Origin of the sequence: Salinarimonas soli (assembly GCF_008386575.1) — a bacterium.
Classification (GTDB): domain Bacteria; phylum Pseudomonadota; class Alphaproteobacteria; order Rhizobiales; family Beijerinckiaceae; genus Salinarimonas_A; species Salinarimonas_A soli.
In genome coordinates, this window is the sequence record NZ_VUOA01000005.1 from 223,418 (window position 1) to 240,674 (window position 17,257).

Here is a 17,257-nt window from a genome sequence, read left to right on the forward strand (position 1 = left end):
GTGACCTCCACCTCCGCTTCCACCGTTGCCTCCACCATGCCCGCCGCCGTTACCACCTCCGTTCTCGCCGCCGTTACCGCCGCTGTTTCCTCCCCCGTTGCCTCCACCATTGCCACCGCCGTTACCGCCTCCTCCATCTCCGCCTCCGCCGCCATCCTTCGCGAGGTGCAAGAGGGGGCGGTCAGTCGCGGGCGCGTGCGGCTCGACGGGAGCCCAAAGCGAGGTCCGATCCGCTGGCTGCTTGGGGGGAGGCGGATTCAGGCTGGTACCGGCCAGGAGAGCGGAGCCGGCCAACGCCGCGAGGAACGTATGCATCATCGACTCTTCCCTTGGGCAGCATCCCTGTGCCGGATCGTGGAGGCCGGCCGGATCATTCGAATGGCATTGCGGCCCGAGAACCCCCGCGGACCGGGCGTGGGAAAGACGCGTCGAGACGCGCTAGCGAAAGATCGGGAAGTCTGGAGAAGTCTGGACCGCGAGCGAGCATGGCATGTCCGCCGAAACGGTCGACCGGTGCTGTGGGATAAAAGAACTCGTCACTTCAACGCCCCACGTGCGATCCGGTTCTCTCGATCGGCGCGGATGCGACAACGAGGGTAAGCTCAGGAATCGAGCTGTTCGCGCCGCCCGCCGCTCGATCCCGGGAGACTTTCCGCCCCGGCCCGCGTTGTTCAACGCATCCGGGCCGGGGTCCGGCCCCCTCCAGGACCGCCGATGTCGACCACGTCTCGCCCGAAGCGCACTCGGCCTGCGCCGTCCCATGCAAGCCAAAGCCGGCCCCGACCATGACGCTGCCGCAGGCTTTCACATTCGCAATCGTCGCCGCCATGATGGGGCTCTTCGTTTGGGGGCGCTTGCGCTACGACGTGGTCGCGATGCTTGCACTCCTTGCCTCGGTCCTCACCGGGATCGTCCCGGCGAAGGAGGCGTTTTCCGGGTTCAGCGACGACGTGGTGATCATCGTGGCGACGGCGCTTCTCGTCAGCGCGGCCGTCGCGCGCTCCGGTATCACGGAGCAGATCATGCGGCCCCTGGCCCCCTATCTGACCTCCACGCGGGCGCAGGTCTTCACCCTGTGCTTCGCCGTGATCCTGCTCTCGACCTTCATCAAGAACGTCGGCGCCCTCGCCATCCTGATGCCGGTGGCGTTCCAGCTCGCCAAGAGGTCGGGCACCTCGCCCTCGCAGCTCCTTATGCCGCTCGCGTTCGGGTCCCTCATCGGCGGCCTCATCACGCTCGTCGGAACGTCGCCGAACGTGATCGTGGCGCGGCTCCGCCAGGAGATCGTGGGCAAGCCGTTCGAGATGTTCGATTACGCCCCGGTCGGCCTGATCATCGCGGCCGCGGGTCTCATCTGCCTGACGATCACCTATCGTCTGTTGCCCACGGGCCAGCGCGGCGGCACGACCCTCGACGCGGCCATCAATATCGAGAACTACGTCGCCGAGCTTCGCGTGCCCGAGGGCTCCCCCGTAGTGGGCGAGCGCGCCAAGGACGTCGAAGCCTTGGGCGAGGGCGAGGCCAAGCTCACCACGGTCGTGCGCGAGCGCTTCCGGCGCTACACGCCGACGTCGGCTCTCCGCCTGCAGGCAGGCGACGTGCTCCTTATCGAGGGCGAGCCCGAGGCCCTCGAACGCATCGTTGCCCGAGGCGGCCTGGAGCTGTCGGGCCAGGGGAAGGATGCGGCGGCGGCGGAGGGTGACGCCGATACGGTCGGCGTCATCGAAGGCGTGGTGACGGGCGATTCCTCCCTGCTTGGCGTCACCCCCGCCGAAATGTCGCTTCGCCAGCGCCACGGCGTCCATCTCCTCGCGATCAGCCGCAGCGGCGAGCGGATCACGCAGCGCCTGCGCTCCGTGCGGTTCCACGCGGGCGACGTCGTCGTGCTGCAGGGGCGCTTCGAGGATCTGCCCGAGGCCCTGACCTCGCTCGGCATCCTGCCGCTCGCGGAACGGGAGCTGGGCCTCGGCCGGGGCCGCCGTCCGTGGCTGCCGGCCGCGATTCTCGTGATCACCATGGCGGTCGTGGCGTTCAAGGTCCTCCCGATCGCGATCGCGTTCTTCGCCGCATCGCTTGCCATGCTCATGACTCGGGCGCTCTCCCTGCGCGAGGGCTACGAATCCGTCGAGTGGCCGATCCTGATCCTGCTGGGCGCCCTGATCCCGGTCAGCGAGGCGGTGCGAACGACCGGCGCGACCGATCTGATCGCCGGCTGGCTCTCCGTCGCGGCCAACGCGCTTCCGCCCGTCGGGGCGCTCGCGCTCATCATGATCGCGGCGATGGCCGTTACGCCCTTCCTCAACAACGCGGCCACCGTCTTGATGATGGCGCCGATCGCGGCGAGCCTCGCCTCGAAGCTCGGCCTCAACCCGGATCCGTTCCTCATGGCGGTGGCGATCGGCGCGGCCTGCGACTTCCTCACGCCCTTCGGCCACCAGTGCAACACCCTCGTCATGGGTCCGGGCGGATATCGGTTCGGCGACTACTGGAAGCTCGGGCTGCCGCTCTCGATCCTGGTTGTCGTCGTCGGCGTGCCCGCGGTTGCGATGGTGTGGGGGCTGACGCCGCGTTGAAGGTCGCAGGGGAGATCGCGAGATGGGCATGAAGGTCGAGGACGTGATGACCCGGCATGTGGAGTTCATCCAGCCGGAGGCGACGGCTCAGGACGCGGCCGCCCTGATGGGAGAGCTCGACGTCAGCGCGCTTCCGCTGGGCTCGCCCGAGGCCCTGCGCGGCGTCATCACCGATCGCGACCTGCTCTACCGTGTGGTCGCGGAGGGCAAGGACCCCCGTGCCACGCGCGTCGGGGACGTAGCCACCCGCCTCGTCTTCACGTGCCATGCGGACGACACCCTCACCGTCGCCATGGACCTGATGGCGTCGCACAACATCCGAAGGCTGCCCGTCGTCGAGGGCGAGCGCGTGGTCGGGTGGCTGACGCTGTCCGACGTCTCGCGACGTCTCCTTGTCGACACCGGCGTCGTCCAGTCCGGGCTGAGGGACCTCAGCGAGAGCCTTGGCGAGGGAGCGAGCGTCTGACCCAACGGGATATCGTGCCGCGTCAGCGGTAGCGCTGCTCCAGGCTTTTCGCGAGCTCGTCGGAGAGCTGCAGGCGCGCCGCAAGATAGCGAAGATAGTGCCGGTTCACCGGCTGCCGACGGTCCACGGCCATGAGGGAAGCTGCATAGACCAACGCGGCGGTCTGCACGTCGCGAACCTCGGACAAAATCGCGTTGAGGGGCCTCGGCTCCTCGATCGCGCCGGCGAGGAAGGCCCGCTCGTCCTCGCTCGGGTCCACGAGGCTCAAGGTGCCCTCGATCCTGTCGCGCTCCTGCCGGTCCATCGCGCCGTCGGCCTGCGCGGCGGCGACCATAGCGTGGACGAGGAGCGTCGCCTGGCCTGGATCGAGGCGGCGCAGGTCGAGCGCGAAGGGAAAGAGCAGCTGATAACGGTTGCGCAGCCATGAGAGGAGGACCTTCTCCCCCAGGATCGCAAGGATCCCCGGGTCGCCTCCGCCCTCCGTCGTCTCCTCCGGCTCGACCCGCTCGCTCGCCGGAGGAACCAGGGCGACGACACCCGGGGCGCTCCCGTCCGTGGCCTCGGGCTTCTCGGCCGTGTTCCGGCCGAGCGCGGTGCGAACGAGCTGGGTGATGAGGTCGGGCGCGGGCGCCATCAGGGGGCCGCCGCCTGGGATCCGAGCGCCGCATCAATCTGCGACAGAAGCCGCGAGAAGTCGACGGGCTTCGCGTGGTAGTCGTCGCAACCGGCGCCGAGCGCCTTATCGCGGTCCCCCGCCATGGCGTGGGCCGTCAGGGCGATGATCGGGATCGCCGCGGTGGCGGGCTCGGCCTTCAAGGTCTTTGCGGCCGTCCATCCGTCCATCACGGGCAGGTTCATGTCGAGGAGGACGAGGTCCGGGCGCTCGGCGCGGGTCTTGTCCACCGCCTGCTGACCGTCATGGGCGAGGATCACGTCGAACCCACGCCGCTTCAGCCGCCGCGAGAGGAAGTCCCAGATCTCCTCGTGGTCCTCGACCAACAGAATCTTCGCCATGCTCATCCTCTCTCCTGCGGCCTGCGCGGCCGCTGCGGCGCCGCCGCGATGCGTCTGAGCTCGGCCACGAGCTCGTCTTCCGATCCGCTCTCGCCGGTCTGCACGATCTGGCGCACCTCGCCCTCCAGGCGTGCGCGCTGGTCCTCGCTCGTCTCGCCCGCCGAGACGGCGATGACGGGGATACCGGCCCAGTCCGGGTTCTTGCGCAGACGGCGCATCAGCCCGATCCCGCCGCTGCCTGGCATCTCGACGTCGGCGAGGACGAGGTCAGGCGGATCGCCCTCCATGATCCCGAGCGCCGCGTCCGCGCTCGCCGCCTCGTCCACGATCCAGCCCTCGCGCACGAGGATCTCCCGCAGGTCCGCCCGGGTGCTCTCGTCGCGGGCGATCATGAGCGCGCGACCGGGCGCCGATTCCCGACCGAAGCGGTCCAGGGCCGCCTTCAGACGGGGCCACTCCACCGGCTTCGTGAGGTAGTCCGAGGCGCCGAGCGAGAAGCCGAGCGCCTTCTCCCGCACCATCGTGATCATGATCACGGGCGTATCGGCGAGGTCAGGATCGGCCTTGAGCGCCGACAGCACGGACCATCCGTCCATCCGCGGCATCATCACGTCGAGGAGAATGGCGCAGGGCTCGAGGGCGCGCGCGAGGCGAAGCCCGGCATCTCCGTCGTTCGCGGTCTGGACCGCGAAGCCCTCGCGGGTGAGAAACCGCGAGACGAGGTCGCGCTGATGCGCGTCATCGTCGATCACAAGAACTAGGCGCCGGTCGTCGGCTGCCCGGCTCTCCGGGTCCGGGGCGGTCTCGTGCAGGTCGGGAGCATGAGGCGGGCTGGAGGCCGACGCCGGAACCTGAGCCGGCAGGCGGACCGTGAAGGTGGTGCCCCGCCCGGCCTCGCTCTCGACCGAGATGTCGCCGCCGAGCATCACGGCGAAAGCCTTCGTGATCGAGAGGCCGAGCCCCGTCCCGCCGAAGCGGCGCGTGGTCGAGGCGTCGGCCTGGCTGAAGCGCTGGAAGAGCTTCGCCATCTCCTCGGGCGTCATCCCGATCCCGGTGTCGGCGACACGAAACTCCAGCCAGTCCTCGCCCTCGATGTCGAGGCGCTGGGCCGAGAGCGTGATGCGGCCCTGTTCCGTGAACTTGGCGGCGTTGCTCAGGAGATTGAGCAAGCACTGGCGGACCTTCACGAGGTCCGAGCGCATAACGCCCAGGGCCGCGCCGCTCTCCACGACGAGCGCGTTCCCGTTCTTCTCGACGAGGGCCTGCACCGTCTCGGCGATCTCCGTGACGACGGGTTCGACCGCGAAGTCTTCCGGATGGACCTCCATCCGCCCGGCCTCAATCTTGGAGATGTCGAGGACGTCGTTGATGAGCGTCAGCAGGTGGCGGGCATTGCTGTTGATCTTGCGCAGGTCGTCGAGGAACTCGCCGGCGCCGACATCCTCGGCCTCCTCCTCGATCATCTCGCAATAGCCGATCACCGCGCTCAACGGCGTGCGCAGCTCGTGGCTCATGTTGGCGATGAACTGGCTCTTGGCGCGGTTCGCCTCCTCGGCCGCTTCCTTGGCTGCGGCAAGCTCCTCCTCGAAGCGCTTGCGTTCGGTGATGTCCTGCATGGCTCCGATCATGCGCAGGACGCGCCCGCCGCGGTCGCGGTGCACGAAAGCGCGGTCGAGGACGTTGGCATAGGCGCCATCGGCTTCCAGGAAGCGGTACTCGCCCGTCCAATGCGTCTCGCCGCTGCCGAGCACGGCGCGGATGGCACCCACCACCGCGTCTCGGTCGTCAGGGTGCAGGCGCGACTGCCACCAGGACCAGCTCGGCTCGATCTCGCTCTCCGCGTAGCCGAACAGGGTATGGACGGCCTCGTTCCAGCGGATGTGATCCGTGGTGAGGTCCCAATCCCAGATGGCGTCGTTGGTGGCGCGGGCCGCGAGCCGGTAGCGCTCCTCCGTCTCGCGCAGGGCCTCCTCGGATTCCTTGCGGCTCGTGATGTCCGTGTGGACCCCGACCCACTCGCGCACGCTTCCGTCGGCGCGCAGGAGCGGCACGGCGCGCACGAGCATGTGCCGAAACTCGCCGTCATGCCGGCGCACGCGGTGCTCCACCTTGTAGATGGCGCGGCTCGCCACCGCCTCCCGCCAGGCCTCGTCCGTCGCGGCTCGATCGTCGAGGTGCACCGCGTCGAGCCAGCCCCAGCCCCGGAGCGCGTCGGCGCTCTGGCCGGTGAAGGCGCTCCAGCTCGGCTGCGGCTCGCGGAACTGGCCCGAGCCTACGGCGATCCAGACGATCGCCGCCGTCGCCTCGACGACGGAGCGGAAGCGCTCCTCGCTGTGCCGAACCTGAGCGTCCGCTTGCCTCCGGTCGGTGACGTCCCACGTCACGCCCACCATGGTGGCGCCACCCGTCGGACGCGCCGTGACGATGCCTCGGGCGACAGCCCACCGGATGTCGCCGTCGGGCAGGACCAGGCGGAACTCCACGTCGTACTCGCCGAGATCGCGGCGTGCCGTCCCGACCACTTCGTCGACGCGTGGCATGTCTTCCGGATGGATGCGGGCGAAGAAGTCGGCGATCGCGATCGGTCCCTCGGCCTCCAGCGCGAACATCTCCCGCAGACGGGCGTCCGCTGCGACGCGGTCGCCGTCGAAGTCCCAGGACCAGGTGCCGATGCGCCCGCTCCGCAGGGCGAGTTGCAGGCGCCGCTCGGCTTCGCTCGCCCGCGCCTCGGCCTCGAGCTGCTCGGTCACGTCGGTGTTGGTGCCGAACCAGCGCACGATCGTGCCGGCGGCGTTACGGATCGGCAGGGCGCGCGAGAGAAACCAGCGATACCGGCCGTCGCTGCCACGCAGCGGGAAGGTATCCTCCCAGGGCTCGCCGGCCTCGAGCGCCGCGAGGAACCTCTCCGCCGTCTGCTCGACGCGATCGGGGTGATGGACCGAGCGCCAGCCGAAGCCCTGCACGTCCTCGGGCGTGGTGCCCGTGAACTCGTACCAGCGCCGGTTGAACCAGTAGATCGAGCCGTCGAGGTTCGCCATCCAGGCAAGCTGCGGGATGGAGTTCGCAAGCGTCTTGAACTGCTCCTCGCTCGACTTGAGCCGCTCCTCCGCCTGCTTGCGACGGGTGATGTCCCGCGCGACCTTGAGGTACCCCCGCAGGTGCCCGGCGCCGTCCCGCAAGGGGCGGACTGAGCCCTCGGCGAAGAATAGCGAGCCGTCCTGGCGCTGGTGCCAGCGCTCGTCGACCGCATAGCCGCTGTCCCGCGCCGTCCGCATCTCCTCCTCGGGCACGCCGGCCTTCAAGTCCTCGGGCGTGTAGAGCACGGCGGCGTCCAACCCGACGATCTCGTCGGCGCTCCAGTGGAACAGAGCCTCCGCGCCGGGCGGCCAGGTCGTCACGCGGTTCGCGGGATCGGTTGTGAAGATGGCGTGGTCCTGGATCGCTTCCAGAACCGCGCTCTGGAGCTCGTCGCGCTCGCGCAAAGCGGCCTCGGCCCTCGTCCGGTCGATGGCCGCGCCGAGGAGGTGCGCGAAACCTTGGAGGAACGCGACGTCCGCCTGGTCGAACCGCCCCTCGTCGCGTGTATCGGCTTCGAGGACGCCGAACGCCTCCCCGTCGCCCCGGATCACCACGTTGATCGCCCGCCGGACGCCGTGCTCCTGGAGGAGATGGGGCGTGCGAAAGCGCGTCTCGTGGCCCAAATGGTTGGAGATCACCGGCTCGCCCGTCTTCAGCGCGAACCCCGCCGGGGAGGCGAGGTCGGCCCCTACCCGCGCGACGCCGACGACCCCGGCGCGCCAGCCGACCCCGGCACGCACGAGCAGGTACTCGTCCCCGGGAAGGCGCTCCAGCGCCTTGCACATCTCGGCCCGCAAGCCTTCGGCGCACAGCTCGGACGCGGTCTGGAGGAGCGCGCCGACATCGGTGCTCTTCAGGGCCTGCGCGCCGAACCGGGCCAGAAGGGCATGCTGGCGCTCGCGGTAGGCAAGCTCGCCGGCAAGCCGCTCGTCGGCCGGGGCAGGGGAGGGGGCTGGGAGCGGGCTCATGCGGGGCAGGGCGCCTCCTCCTGGAGCGTGGACGATCGTACGAGAACGCGGGAGCGCCCTCGTTCGATCCCCACTTGGCCGCCGGGTCGCGGCCTCAAGCCCGGCCGTGCCGGTCGAGGCCGAATGCCACGGGCATGGCGGCCGCCTCCTCGACGGCCTGGACGAGATGCTGGAAGGAGCGCTCCGAGTCGGTGCCCTGTCCCCGCGTCCTCGTCGGCTTGAGAATGAACAGCAGGAGCGAGCGCCCGGTCACCTCGTAGTCGTGCCCGAACGGGAGTTCCGTCAGCTCCTCCTCGCCGCCCTGGTTGGTGTCGAGAAGGCGCACCCAGCGCGTGCCGCCGACCGCTTCCGGCAGCTTGAAGCGGACGACGTCGTCGTGGGAGTTGAGGATGAGGAGCAGCGTCGAGTCCGATCCGACGCGGCGGATTCCGGTCTCCTGCGCGCGCCCGTCGAGCAGGACGCCGAGGCAGCGCGCGTTCGGGTCGTCCCAGTGCTCGGGCGTCATCTCGTCACCTGCAGGCGTAAGCCAGGTGACGTCCTTCACGCCGAGCTCGTCGTCGAACGCGCCGGTGAGGAAGCGGCCCCGCCGCAGCATGGGCAGGGCGCGCCGGATGGTGAGCACGCGCTGGGTGAACTCGGCCAGCGCGCGCCCGTCGGCGTCGATTCCCTCCCAATCGACCCAGGAGATCTCGTTGTCCTGGCAATAGGCGTTGTTGTTGCCGCCTTGGCTGCGGGCGAACTCGTCGCCTGCGAGCAGCATCGGGGTGCCGCGGGACAGGAGAAGGGTCGCCAGCATGTTCCGCATCTGGCGGCAGCGCAGCGCCCGGATTGCGGGGTCCTTCGTCGGACCCTCGGCGCCGTAATTGTGCGAGAGGTTGTGCGAGTGGCCGTCCTGGTTGTTCTCGCCGTTCGCCTCGTTGTGCTTCTCGTCGTACGAGACGAGGTCGTTCAGCGTGAAGCCGTCATGGGCCGTGATGAAGTTCACGGAGGCCCAAGGCTTGCGGCCGCGCTTGTTGAAGAGGTCGGCGGAGGCCGTCAGGCGCGCCGCGAGCTCGGCGATCTGTCCCTCGTCGCCGCGCCAGAAGGCCCGCACCGTGTCGCGGTAGCGGTCGTTCCACTCCGCCCAGCCCGGGGAGAAACGCCCGACCTGGTAGCCGCCGGGCCCGCAATCCCAGGGTTCGGCGATAAGCTTCACCTTGGCGAGCGTGGGATCCTGCCGGCAGGCGTCGAGGAAGCGGCCGTCCTCCTCGAAGCCGTGGGGCTCGCGGCCGAGGATCGTCGCGAGATCGAAGCGAAAGCCGTCGACGTGCATCTCCTGCGACCAGTAGCGCAGGGAATCCATGACCATCTGGAGAACCCGGGAGTTGCTCAGGTTCACGGTGTTCCCGGTGCCCGTGTCGTTGATGTAGTAGCGCCGGTCGGGCGCGAGCCGGTAATAGGACGCGTTGTCGATGCCCTTGAACGACAGGGTCGGCCCAAGCTGGTTGCCCTCGGCGGTGTGGTTGTAGACCACGTCGAGGATCACCTCGATGCCGGCGTCGTGGAGGTGGGCGACCATCTCCTTGAACTCGGCGAAGGCGAATTCAGGGTTCGAGGCATAGCGCCGGGCCGGGGCGAAGAAGCCGATCGTGCTGTAGCCCCAGTAATTCCTCATCCCTTTCTCGGTGAGGTAGCTGTCGTCGAGGAAGGTGTGGACCGGCAGAAGCTCCACCGCCGTCGCGCCGAGCGAGGCGACGTAGTCGACGATCTCCTTGGTCGCGAGGCCCGCATAGGTGCCGCGCAGCTCGGGGGCCACGGCGGGGTGCCGGACCGTGAAGCCCCGCACGTGGGTTTCGTAGATGACCGTCTTCTCCCACGGGATGCCCGGGCGCCGGTCGCGGCCCCACGTGAAGGCGGGGTCGATGACGCGGCACTTCATCGTGAAGGGCGCGCTGTCGCGATCGTCGAAGGTGAGGTCGTCGACCGTCTCCATCTTGTAGCCGAACAGGGCCGGGTTCCACTCGACCTTGCCGACGATCTGCTTGGCGTAAGGATCGAGCAGGAGCTTGTGCGGGTTGAAGCGGTGCCCCGCGGTGGGCTCGTAGGGTCCGTGGACGCGATACCCGTAAACGGTGCCGGGACGCGCGTCGGGAAGGTAGCCGTGCCAGACCTCGTCCGTGTACTCGGGCAGCTCGATCCGCTCGATCTCGCGCTCGCCGTCTCCGTCAAACAGGCAGAGCTCGACCTTGGTGGCGTTGGCGGAGAACAGGGCGAAGTTCACGCCGAGCCCGTCCCAGGTCGCCCCGAGAGGGTAGGGAAGGCCCTCGCGGACGCGCGAGCGGCGCAGGACCTCGGGCGCGGCGGCCTTGGCCGCAGGCGTGGGCTTCTTCGATTCGATATTCATCGGGCACCGGAACGGAGGGGGAGATCCGGTTCTTCCAACGCACGAAGGGCGGCGAAGGCTCCGCTCTATCGAAGCTCAACGCACAGCTTTCCGCGAGGCGGTCGGGTCAGGCGCCGCCTGACGGATCGGTCGCCGTATCGGCGATCGTGCCGTCGGCTTCGGCGTCCTCCGTATCCTGAGTTGGAAAGCCGGTGAGGGGCCCCAGCTCCTGGGCATCGCGCCCGAACAGGATGTCGCTCTGGAGATAGAGGCAGGACAGCTCGGCGAGCGAGCGCAGGGCGTTGAGGTGCGTGCGCTCGTAGCCGTGCGAGGAATCGACGCCGAAGCAGATCAGGGCCGTGCGGATGTCGTTGCCGGCCTCGAGAGCCGAGGCGCTGTCGCTGCGATAATAGCGGAACGCATCGCGCTGATACTGGATGTCATGCGTCTCGCAGAGCTGGATGAGGCGGCGCGTAAGGTGGTAGTCGAACGGCCCCGCCGAGTCCGCCATGCTGATCGTCACGCCAGATTCGCGGCTCGCCTGCCCGGGCGCGACCGTCCCGTTGTCGATGGTGACCATCTCGGCGATGTTCCCGTGCAGCACGGACGACGCGCCGACCCCGATCTCCTCGGCGATCGTGAACAGCATGTAGGTGTCGACGGTGGGCTTGAGCTTGGCGTCGACCATCGCCTTGATCGCCGCGAACATCACCGCCACGCCGGCCTTGTCGTCGAGGTAGCGCGAGTTGATGTAGCCCGAGGTGGAGATCTCCGGGTTCGGGTCGACCGCGACGTAGTCGCCGACATTGAAGCCGTGCCGACGCAGGTCCTCGGCCTTGTAGGCCACGGCGTCGACCCGCAGCTCCACATTGTCCCAGGCGACGGGCTGGGTATCGACCTCCTCGTTGAAGGTGTGGCCTGACGCCTTCAGGGGGAGAATGGTCCCGCGGAAGCTCCTCTGGTCGGTGAAGATCGTGCAGCGCGCCCCTTCGGCGAAGCGCGACGACCAGGTGCCGATCGGGACGAGCTCGAGCCGGCCGTTCTCCTTGAGCCGCTTCACCATCGCGCCCAGCGTGTCGAGATGCGCGACGATGGCGCGGGCCGGGCCGCGCGTCCGCCCTTTCAACGTCGCCCGGATGGCCCCGCGCCGCGTCAGCTCGAAGGGGACGCCGAGCCGCTCAAGCTCACCGCCGCAGAAGTGCACCGCCTGATCGGTGTATCCCGCCGGGCTCGGGATCTCGACGAGCCGCTTGAAGAAGTCGACCATGTATTCGACGTCGATCCGCACATGCTTCGACGTCGTTCCGAACGGCTTGTTCACGCTGCCCTGCCTCCCGATGCTCGCGTCGGCTCTCCCGTCAGTGCCGCCGCACGCGTCCCGCGACGGCAGTCTGCGGGAACAGCATGTCAATGAAGCGCTCGGCTGTTGGTTGCGGCTCGTGGTTGGCGAGCCCCGGGCGCTCGTTCGCCTCGATGAACCAGTAATCCCGGCCGGCGATGTCCGGCACCATGAGGTCGAGGCCGACCACGGGAATGTCGATCGCGCGCGCCGCCTGCACGGCGGCCGCGACGAGCTCGTGGTGGATCTCGTCCGTCACATCGTGGATCGTGCCCCCGGTGTGCAGATTCGCCGTGCGCCGCACGAGAAGCTTCATACCGGCCGGCAGCACCGAATCCATCTCGTAGCCGCCGAGGCGCACGCAGCGCTCCGTCTCGGCATCCAGCGGGATCTTCGACTCGCCACCCGTCGCGGCGGCCCGGCGGCGGCTCTGCTTCTCGATGAGCTCGCGCACGTCGTGCCGGCCCGTGCCGACCACCTGCGCCGGCCGACGAACGGCCGCGGCCACGACCTTGTAGTCGATGACGACGATCCGCAGGTCGTGCCCCTCGACATATTCCTCGAGGAGAACCGTGTCGCAGTAGCGCCGCGCCTCCTCGATCGCCCGCGAGACCTCGTCCTGGGTGGTGAGGTTGACTGCAATGCCGCGGCCCTGCTCGCCCCGCGCGGGCTTCACCACGACCGCCCCGTGCTCCTGGAGGAAGGTGGCCACGACGACGTCGCTCGTCGCCGCGCACTGGTCGGGAACCCGGAGGCCCACGCCCGCGAGAATGCGCCGGGTGAGCGCCTTGTCGTCGCAGATCGTCATGGCGGCAGCGGACGTCGCGGAGGTCAGGCTTTCCCGGCAGATAAACGAGCGCCCGCCGAGAGACAGCCGGAACATCGACGAGGGCTCGTCGACGATGTCCACCGTGATGCCGCGGCGGCGCGCCTCGTCCGTGAGAAGCCGCGCGTAAGGGTTGAGGTTGAGGTCGGGCGTCGGCCCGATGAAGAGCTTTTCGTTGAACGAGTTCTTCGTCTTCACGGCGAAGATCGGCATGCGCTCGAAGCCGAGCTTCTCGTAGAGCCCGATGGCCTGCGCGTTGTCGTGCATGACCGAGAGGTCCATGTAGGTTCGCCCGCGTGCCTTGAACCGGGCGGCGAGCGCGCGCACGAGCCCCTCGCCGATGCCCGGCTGCGCCACCTGCGGATCGACCGCGAGCGACCAGAGCGACGAGCCGTTTTCCGGGTCGCCGAAGGCCTCGCAATGATCCACGCCCGTCACGCCGCCCAGGATATTGCCCGTCGCGGGATCCTCGGCCACGAGGTAGGTGAGCACCATGTCTTCCCCGCGCGGCCAGGCGACGGAGAGGACGATCGGCATCATGCCCCGCGTGAGGCAGATCCGGTTCACGGCCTCGAGGTCGTGCGCCTGCGCGACGGGACGCACGATGAAGCCGTCCGGCGCCGCCGCGTCCGCGTCGAACCCGTCGAGGGAGAGCCTGAACGTGTGCGACGGGTCGAGGAAGATCTCGGTCGGCGCAAGGGCCAGCATCACATGGGGCTCGGTGACGTAGAACGCCACGTCCCGACGCCCGGGCTCCTCGTCCAGCAGCATGTCGACGAGCTCGGCAGGCTCGGGGAAGGTGTGGCCGAAGATAAGACGGCCCCAACCGCAATCGACCGCGACGTTGGAGCGTGCCGGAAGGACCGCCTGCTCCCCGTTAGCGACGGGAGAGGCAGGGAGGGGATGTGCGCCAGCCATCGTCAGACCCTATGGGTTTGGAGCCAGTATTCGAGAAGGGCGACCTGCCAGAGCTTGGAGCCCCGCAGAGGCGTCATGTGGGCCTCGGGCTCGGCGAGCAGCCGGTCCACATAGTCGCGGCGGAAGAGGTCCCGCTCCCGCGCGGCGGGCTGGTTGAGCACGTCGCGCACGAAATCCAGGAACGGCCCGCGCAGATATTTGAGCGCCGGCACCGGGAAATAACCCTTCGGCCGGTCGATCACCTCGGCCGGCACGACCCGCCGGCCCGCTTCCTTGAGGACGTACTTGCCTCCGTCGCGAATCTTGAGCGCGGCCGGGACGCGGCCCGCGAGCTCGACGAGGTCATGGTCCAGGAACGGGACGCGCGCCTCGAGGCCCCAGGCCATGGTCATGTTGTCCACGCGCTTGACGGGATCGTCGACGAGCATGATCTCGGTGTCGATCCGCAGGGTCTTGTCGATGGGCCGCTCGGCGCCGGGGCGCCTGAAATGGCGCTCCACGAACGCGCGGCTATAGTCGCCGTTCATGAAGCGGGGCGAGAGGGCTTGGCCCATTTCCGCGTGATCGCGGTCGAAGAACACCCGGGCGTAGTCGCTGACCGCGTCGTTCGACTGCATCATTGGCGGATACCAGTGATAGCCGCCGAAGATCTCGTCCGCCCCCTGTCCGCTCTGCACGACTTTCACGTGCCGGGAGACCTCCTCGGAGAGAAGGTAGAACCCGATCGCGTCGTGGCTGACCATGGGCTCGGACATGGCGGCGACCACGCCCTGCAGGGCCGGCAGCGCCCGGGACGAGTCCACGTGGATGCGGTGGTGATCGGTGCCGAAGCGCTCCGCGATGATGTCCGAGTACTTGAACTCGTTGCCCTCCTCGCCGCCGACGCTCTCGAAGCCGATGGAGAACGTCTGGAGCCCCGTCTGCCCGGCCTCGGCCAGCAGAGCGACGACAATGGAGCTGTCGAGACCTCCGGAGAGAAGAACGCCCACGGGCACGTCGGAGACGAGACGCCGCTCCACCGCCTTGCGCAGGGTCTCCAGCACGGCGTCGCGCCAATCCTCCTCGGACAGGCCGCGATCCTCGTCCCGCTCGCCGACGGGAGCCTCCCAATAGACCTCCTGGCGCCGGGAGCCGTCCGGCTCGATCACCGCGATCGTCGCGGGCGGCAGCTTGCGCACGCCCTTCAGAATCGTGAGGGGTGCCGGGACGACGGCATGGAAGCTCATGTAATGATGCAGCGCGGCCGGGTCGATCCCTGTGTCGACCTCGCCCGCCGCGAGCAGGGCGGGCAGGCTCGATGCGAAGCGCAGACGCCCGCCCGCTTCAGCCGTGTAGAGCGGCTTGATGCCGAGCCGGTCCCGCGCCATCACGACCCGGCCCGTGTCCCGCTCCCAGATCACGAAGGCGAACATGCCGTAGAAGCGCTCGACGCAGCGCGGACCCCAGGCATGGTAGGCCTTGAGGATCACCTCCGTGTCGCCGTCCGAGAAGAACGTGTAGCCCTTCTCCCGCAGCTCCTCCCGCAGCGGCCGGAAATTGTAGATGCAGCCGTTGAAGACCAGGGCGAGGCCGAGATCCGCGTCCACCATGGGCTGCTGGGAGGCGGGGCTGAGGTCCAGGATGCTGAGGCGCCGGTGCCCGAAGGCGACGCGCCCCTGGGCGAAGATGCCGGAGGAGTCGGGTCCGCGCCGGTGAAGCGTCTCGGCCATGGCCGAGACGGCCGTCACGTCCGGAGGGGCGCCGTCCAGCCGGATCTCACCGCAGATCCCACACATCCGTCAGCTCTCCTCCATGCACAAGCCACCTCCCGCACGGGGGCACGCTGCGGGAGCGCAGGCATGGTGCGGGGCGGAAACGTCGAGATGGCAGGGCCGAACGCCCAGCTGCCGAACAACGAACGCACCTGCGAAAGCGTTCCGCGACGAAACGGCCGCGAGCGGCGTCCAATCCCGAGGAGAAGGGCCGGCCGATCGGCTGCCCCCACGCCGGTGATCTTTCGACGCGCGTGCTTCTACTCTGCTCTACTCGCGAGCCGGAGCGCTCACGTGCCGCAAAACGTCCGGAGCACGCGCTCGTCCGGCTCCGGCGGGAGGGTATAGGCCTCGTAACGGGGCTGGTCGTCGAAGGGCTTCTCCAGGACGGCGTTGAGCTCGTCGAACGGACCGAGATCGTCCCGGTCGGTCGCGGCCCGGATTACCGCCTCGATCCGGTGGTTGCGTGGGATGAAGGCCGGGTTGACCGCCCGCATGGCCTCTCGCCGCTTCTCGGGCCCGGTATCCTCCTCCCCAAGCCGCGCTCGCCAGCGTTGCGCCCAGGCGTCGAAGGCGGTCGGGTCGACGAAGAGCGAGCGCGCGGGCTCGTCGGCGCCCGTACCGGCAGCGGCCTCGCTCAATCCACGGAAGGTCAGGGTGAAGTCGGCCTGGTTCGCCGCCATGGCGTTCAGGAGGTCACGGGCGAGAACGAGGTCCTCGGGCTGCTCCGTCGAGAGCCCCAGCTTCCGGCGCAGCCCCCCGTTGAAGCTCGCCTCGAAGCGCCCCGCATAGGCGCCGAGCGCGGTCTGCGCTGCTTCCACGGCCCGTTCCTCGTCGCCGGAGAAGAGCGGCAGGAGCGCCTCGGCGAGGCGCGTGAGGTTCCACAAGGCGATGTGGGGCTGGTTGCCGTAGGCGTAGCGGCCCGTCTCGTCGATGGCGCTATAGACCGTGGCGGGGTCGTACGCGTCCATGAAGGCGCAGGGACCGTAATCGATCGTCTCCCCGGCGACCGACATGTTGTCCGTGTTCATCACGCCGTGGATGAAGCCGACGAGGAGCCAGCGCGCCACGAGATCGGCCTGGCGCTCGATGACGCCCTCGAGGAGCGCCACATAGGGCTGGGGTGCGTCCGCCGCCGCGGGGTAATGGCGCGCGATCACGTGGTCGGCAAGGAGCCGCACCGCCTCGACATCCCGGCGGGCCGCGAAGTACTGGAAGGTGCCGACGCGAATGTGGCTCGCCGCCACGCGGGTCAGCACGGCGCCCGGGAGCGGGGTCTCCCGGTAGACGGGCTCACCGGTCGCGACGGCGGCGAGCGAGCGGGTCGTCGGGATGCCGAGCGCGGCCATGGCCTCGCTGACGATGTATTCGCGCAGCACCGGGCCCAGAGCCGCTCGTCCGTCGCCCCGCCGCGAGAACGGCGTCGGGCCGGATCCCTTCAACTGGATGTCGCGGCGCGCGCCGTCGCGGCCGACGACCTCGCCGAGGAGAATGGCCCTGCCGTCGCCTAGCTGGGGCGTGAAGTTGCCGAACTGATGCCCGGCATAAGCGGCCGCGATCGGCTCCGCTCCCTGGGGCACCGCGTTGCCGGCGAGGGCCGCGACGCCGGCCGGGCTCGCAAGCCAATCGGCGTCGAGCCCGAGAGCCTCGGCGAGCGGCCGGTTCAGGCGCAGAAGCCGGGGCTGGGCGACCGGCGTCGGCGCGAGTCGCGCATGGAAGCGGTCGGGAAGCCGCGCATAGGTGTTGTCGAAGGGGAGGGGGATCGCCATGGCCGCATACCGAAACTGGGGCTCCCTCAGGTCGGTTCGGGGCTTCACGTTTGCAAGGGAGCGCCGCCGAGGCCGGAGCTGAACCCGGATATGGCCATAAATGAAAACGCCCTCGTCAGGCTGCAGATACAGCGTGACGAGGGCGTGTGCGATGGTCGATGTGAGAGGGCTCTTGATCTTTGCGGGCCCGGCG

At 69.0% G+C, this 17,257-nt stretch carries 10 protein-coding genes; 2 read left to right on the top strand and 8 right to left on the bottom strand.

Features of this window, described 5'->3' with window-relative positions:
• The first annotated feature begins 785 nt into the window (after window positions 1-785).
• The gene (locus F0L46_RS02395) at window positions 786-2,573 is read left to right on the top strand and encodes an SLC13 family permease (protein WP_149815420.1); all 1,788 of its coding nucleotides are present in this window, start codon (window positions 786-788) and stop codon (window positions 2,571-2,573) included.
• Between the two features lie 28 nt (window positions 2,574-2,601).
• Window positions 2,602-3,039, top strand: a complete 438-nt coding sequence (locus tag F0L46_RS02400; protein ID WP_210247587.1) for a CBS domain-containing protein — start codon at window positions 2,602-2,604, stop codon at window positions 3,037-3,039.
• Window positions 3,040-3,061: 22 nt separating this feature from the next.
• Here F0L46_RS02400 and F0L46_RS02405 read toward each other — a convergent pair whose 3' ends face one another.
• The 8 genes from F0L46_RS02405 to F0L46_RS02465 form a co-directional block, all read right to left on the bottom strand.
• Window positions 3,062-3,673 (bottom strand): DUF533 domain-containing protein, encoded by a 612-nt coding sequence (locus F0L46_RS02405; protein WP_149815421.1) that lies wholly within the window; start codon window positions 3,671-3,673, stop codon window positions 3,062-3,064.
• Complete coding sequence (locus F0L46_RS02410; RefSeq protein ID WP_149815422.1) at window positions 3,673-4,053, bottom strand: response regulator; 381 nt, start codon at window positions 4,051-4,053, stop codon at window positions 3,673-3,675. Before F0L46_RS02410 ends, F0L46_RS02405 begins: the two co-directional genes overlap by 1 nt.
• Window positions 4,054-4,055: 2 nt before the next feature.
• Window positions 4,056-8,099, bottom strand: a complete 4,044-nt coding sequence (locus F0L46_RS26545) for a PAS domain S-box protein (protein WP_210247588.1) — start codon at window positions 8,097-8,099, stop codon at window positions 4,056-4,058.
• Between the two features lie 94 nt (window positions 8,100-8,193).
• Window positions 8,194-10,482: a glycogen debranching protein GlgX gene (glgX, locus tag F0L46_RS02445; protein ID WP_149815423.1), complete on the bottom strand. Its 2,289-nt coding sequence runs from the start codon at window positions 10,480-10,482 to the stop codon at window positions 8,194-8,196.
• 106 nt (window positions 10,483-10,588) lie between these two features.
• The gene (locus F0L46_RS02450; protein ID WP_149815424.1) at window positions 10,589-11,782 is read right to left on the bottom strand and encodes an osmoprotectant NAGGN system M42 family peptidase; all 1,194 of its coding nucleotides are present in this window, start codon (window positions 11,780-11,782) and stop codon (window positions 10,589-10,591) included.
• A 37-nt stretch (window positions 11,783-11,819) separates the two neighbouring features.
• Complete coding sequence (ngg, locus tag F0L46_RS02455) at window positions 11,820-13,544, bottom strand: N-acetylglutaminylglutamine synthetase (RefSeq protein ID WP_149815425.1); 1,725 nt, start codon at window positions 13,542-13,544, stop codon at window positions 11,820-11,822.
• 2 nt (window positions 13,545-13,546) lie between these two features.
• Window positions 13,547-15,319, bottom strand: coding sequence for an N-acetylglutaminylglutamine amidotransferase (locus tag F0L46_RS02460; RefSeq protein WP_149815426.1), 1,773 nt, complete (start codon window positions 15,317-15,319; stop codon window positions 13,547-13,549).
• Window positions 15,320-15,585: 266 nt separating this feature from the next.
• Window positions 15,586-17,064 (bottom strand): protein adenylyltransferase SelO, encoded by a 1,479-nt coding sequence (locus F0L46_RS02465; RefSeq protein ID WP_149815427.1) that lies wholly within the window; start codon window positions 17,062-17,064, stop codon window positions 15,586-15,588.
• Window positions 17,065-17,257 lie beyond the last annotated feature (193 nt).

Bases quoted from the DNA above. Each gene is read 5' to 3' on its own strand.
- F0L46_RS02395 (WP_149815420.1), top strand. From the start codon at position 786: ATGACGCTGCCGCAGGCTTTCACATTCGCAATCGTCGCCGCCATGATG.
- F0L46_RS02400 (WP_210247587.1), top strand. From the start codon at position 2,602: ATGAAGGTCGAGGACGTGATGACCCGGCATGTGGAGTTCATCCAGCCG.
- F0L46_RS02405 (WP_149815421.1), bottom strand. From the start codon at position 3,673: ATGGCGCCCGCGCCCGACCTCATCACCCAGCTCGTTCGCACCGCGCTC.
- F0L46_RS02410 (WP_149815422.1), bottom strand. From the start codon at position 4,053: ATGGCGAAGATTCTGTTGGTCGAGGACCACGAGGAGATCTGGGACTTC.
- F0L46_RS26545 (WP_210247588.1), bottom strand. From the start codon at position 8,099: ATGAGCCCGCTCCCAGCCCCCTCCCCTGCCCCGGCCGACGAGCGGCTT.
- glgX (WP_149815423.1), bottom strand. From the start codon at position 10,482: ATGAATATCGAATCGAAGAAGCCCACGCCTGCGGCCAAGGCCGCCGCG.
- ngg (WP_149815425.1), bottom strand. From the start codon at position 13,544: ATGGCTGGCGCACATCCCCTCCCTGCCTCTCCCGTCGCTAACGGGGAG.
- F0L46_RS02460 (WP_149815426.1), bottom strand. From the start codon at position 15,319: ATGTGTGGGATCTGCGGTGAGATCCGGCTGGACGGCGCCCCTCCGGAC.
- F0L46_RS02465 (WP_149815427.1), bottom strand. From the start codon at position 17,064: ATGGCGATCCCCCTCCCCTTCGACAACACCTATGCGCGGCTTCCCGAC.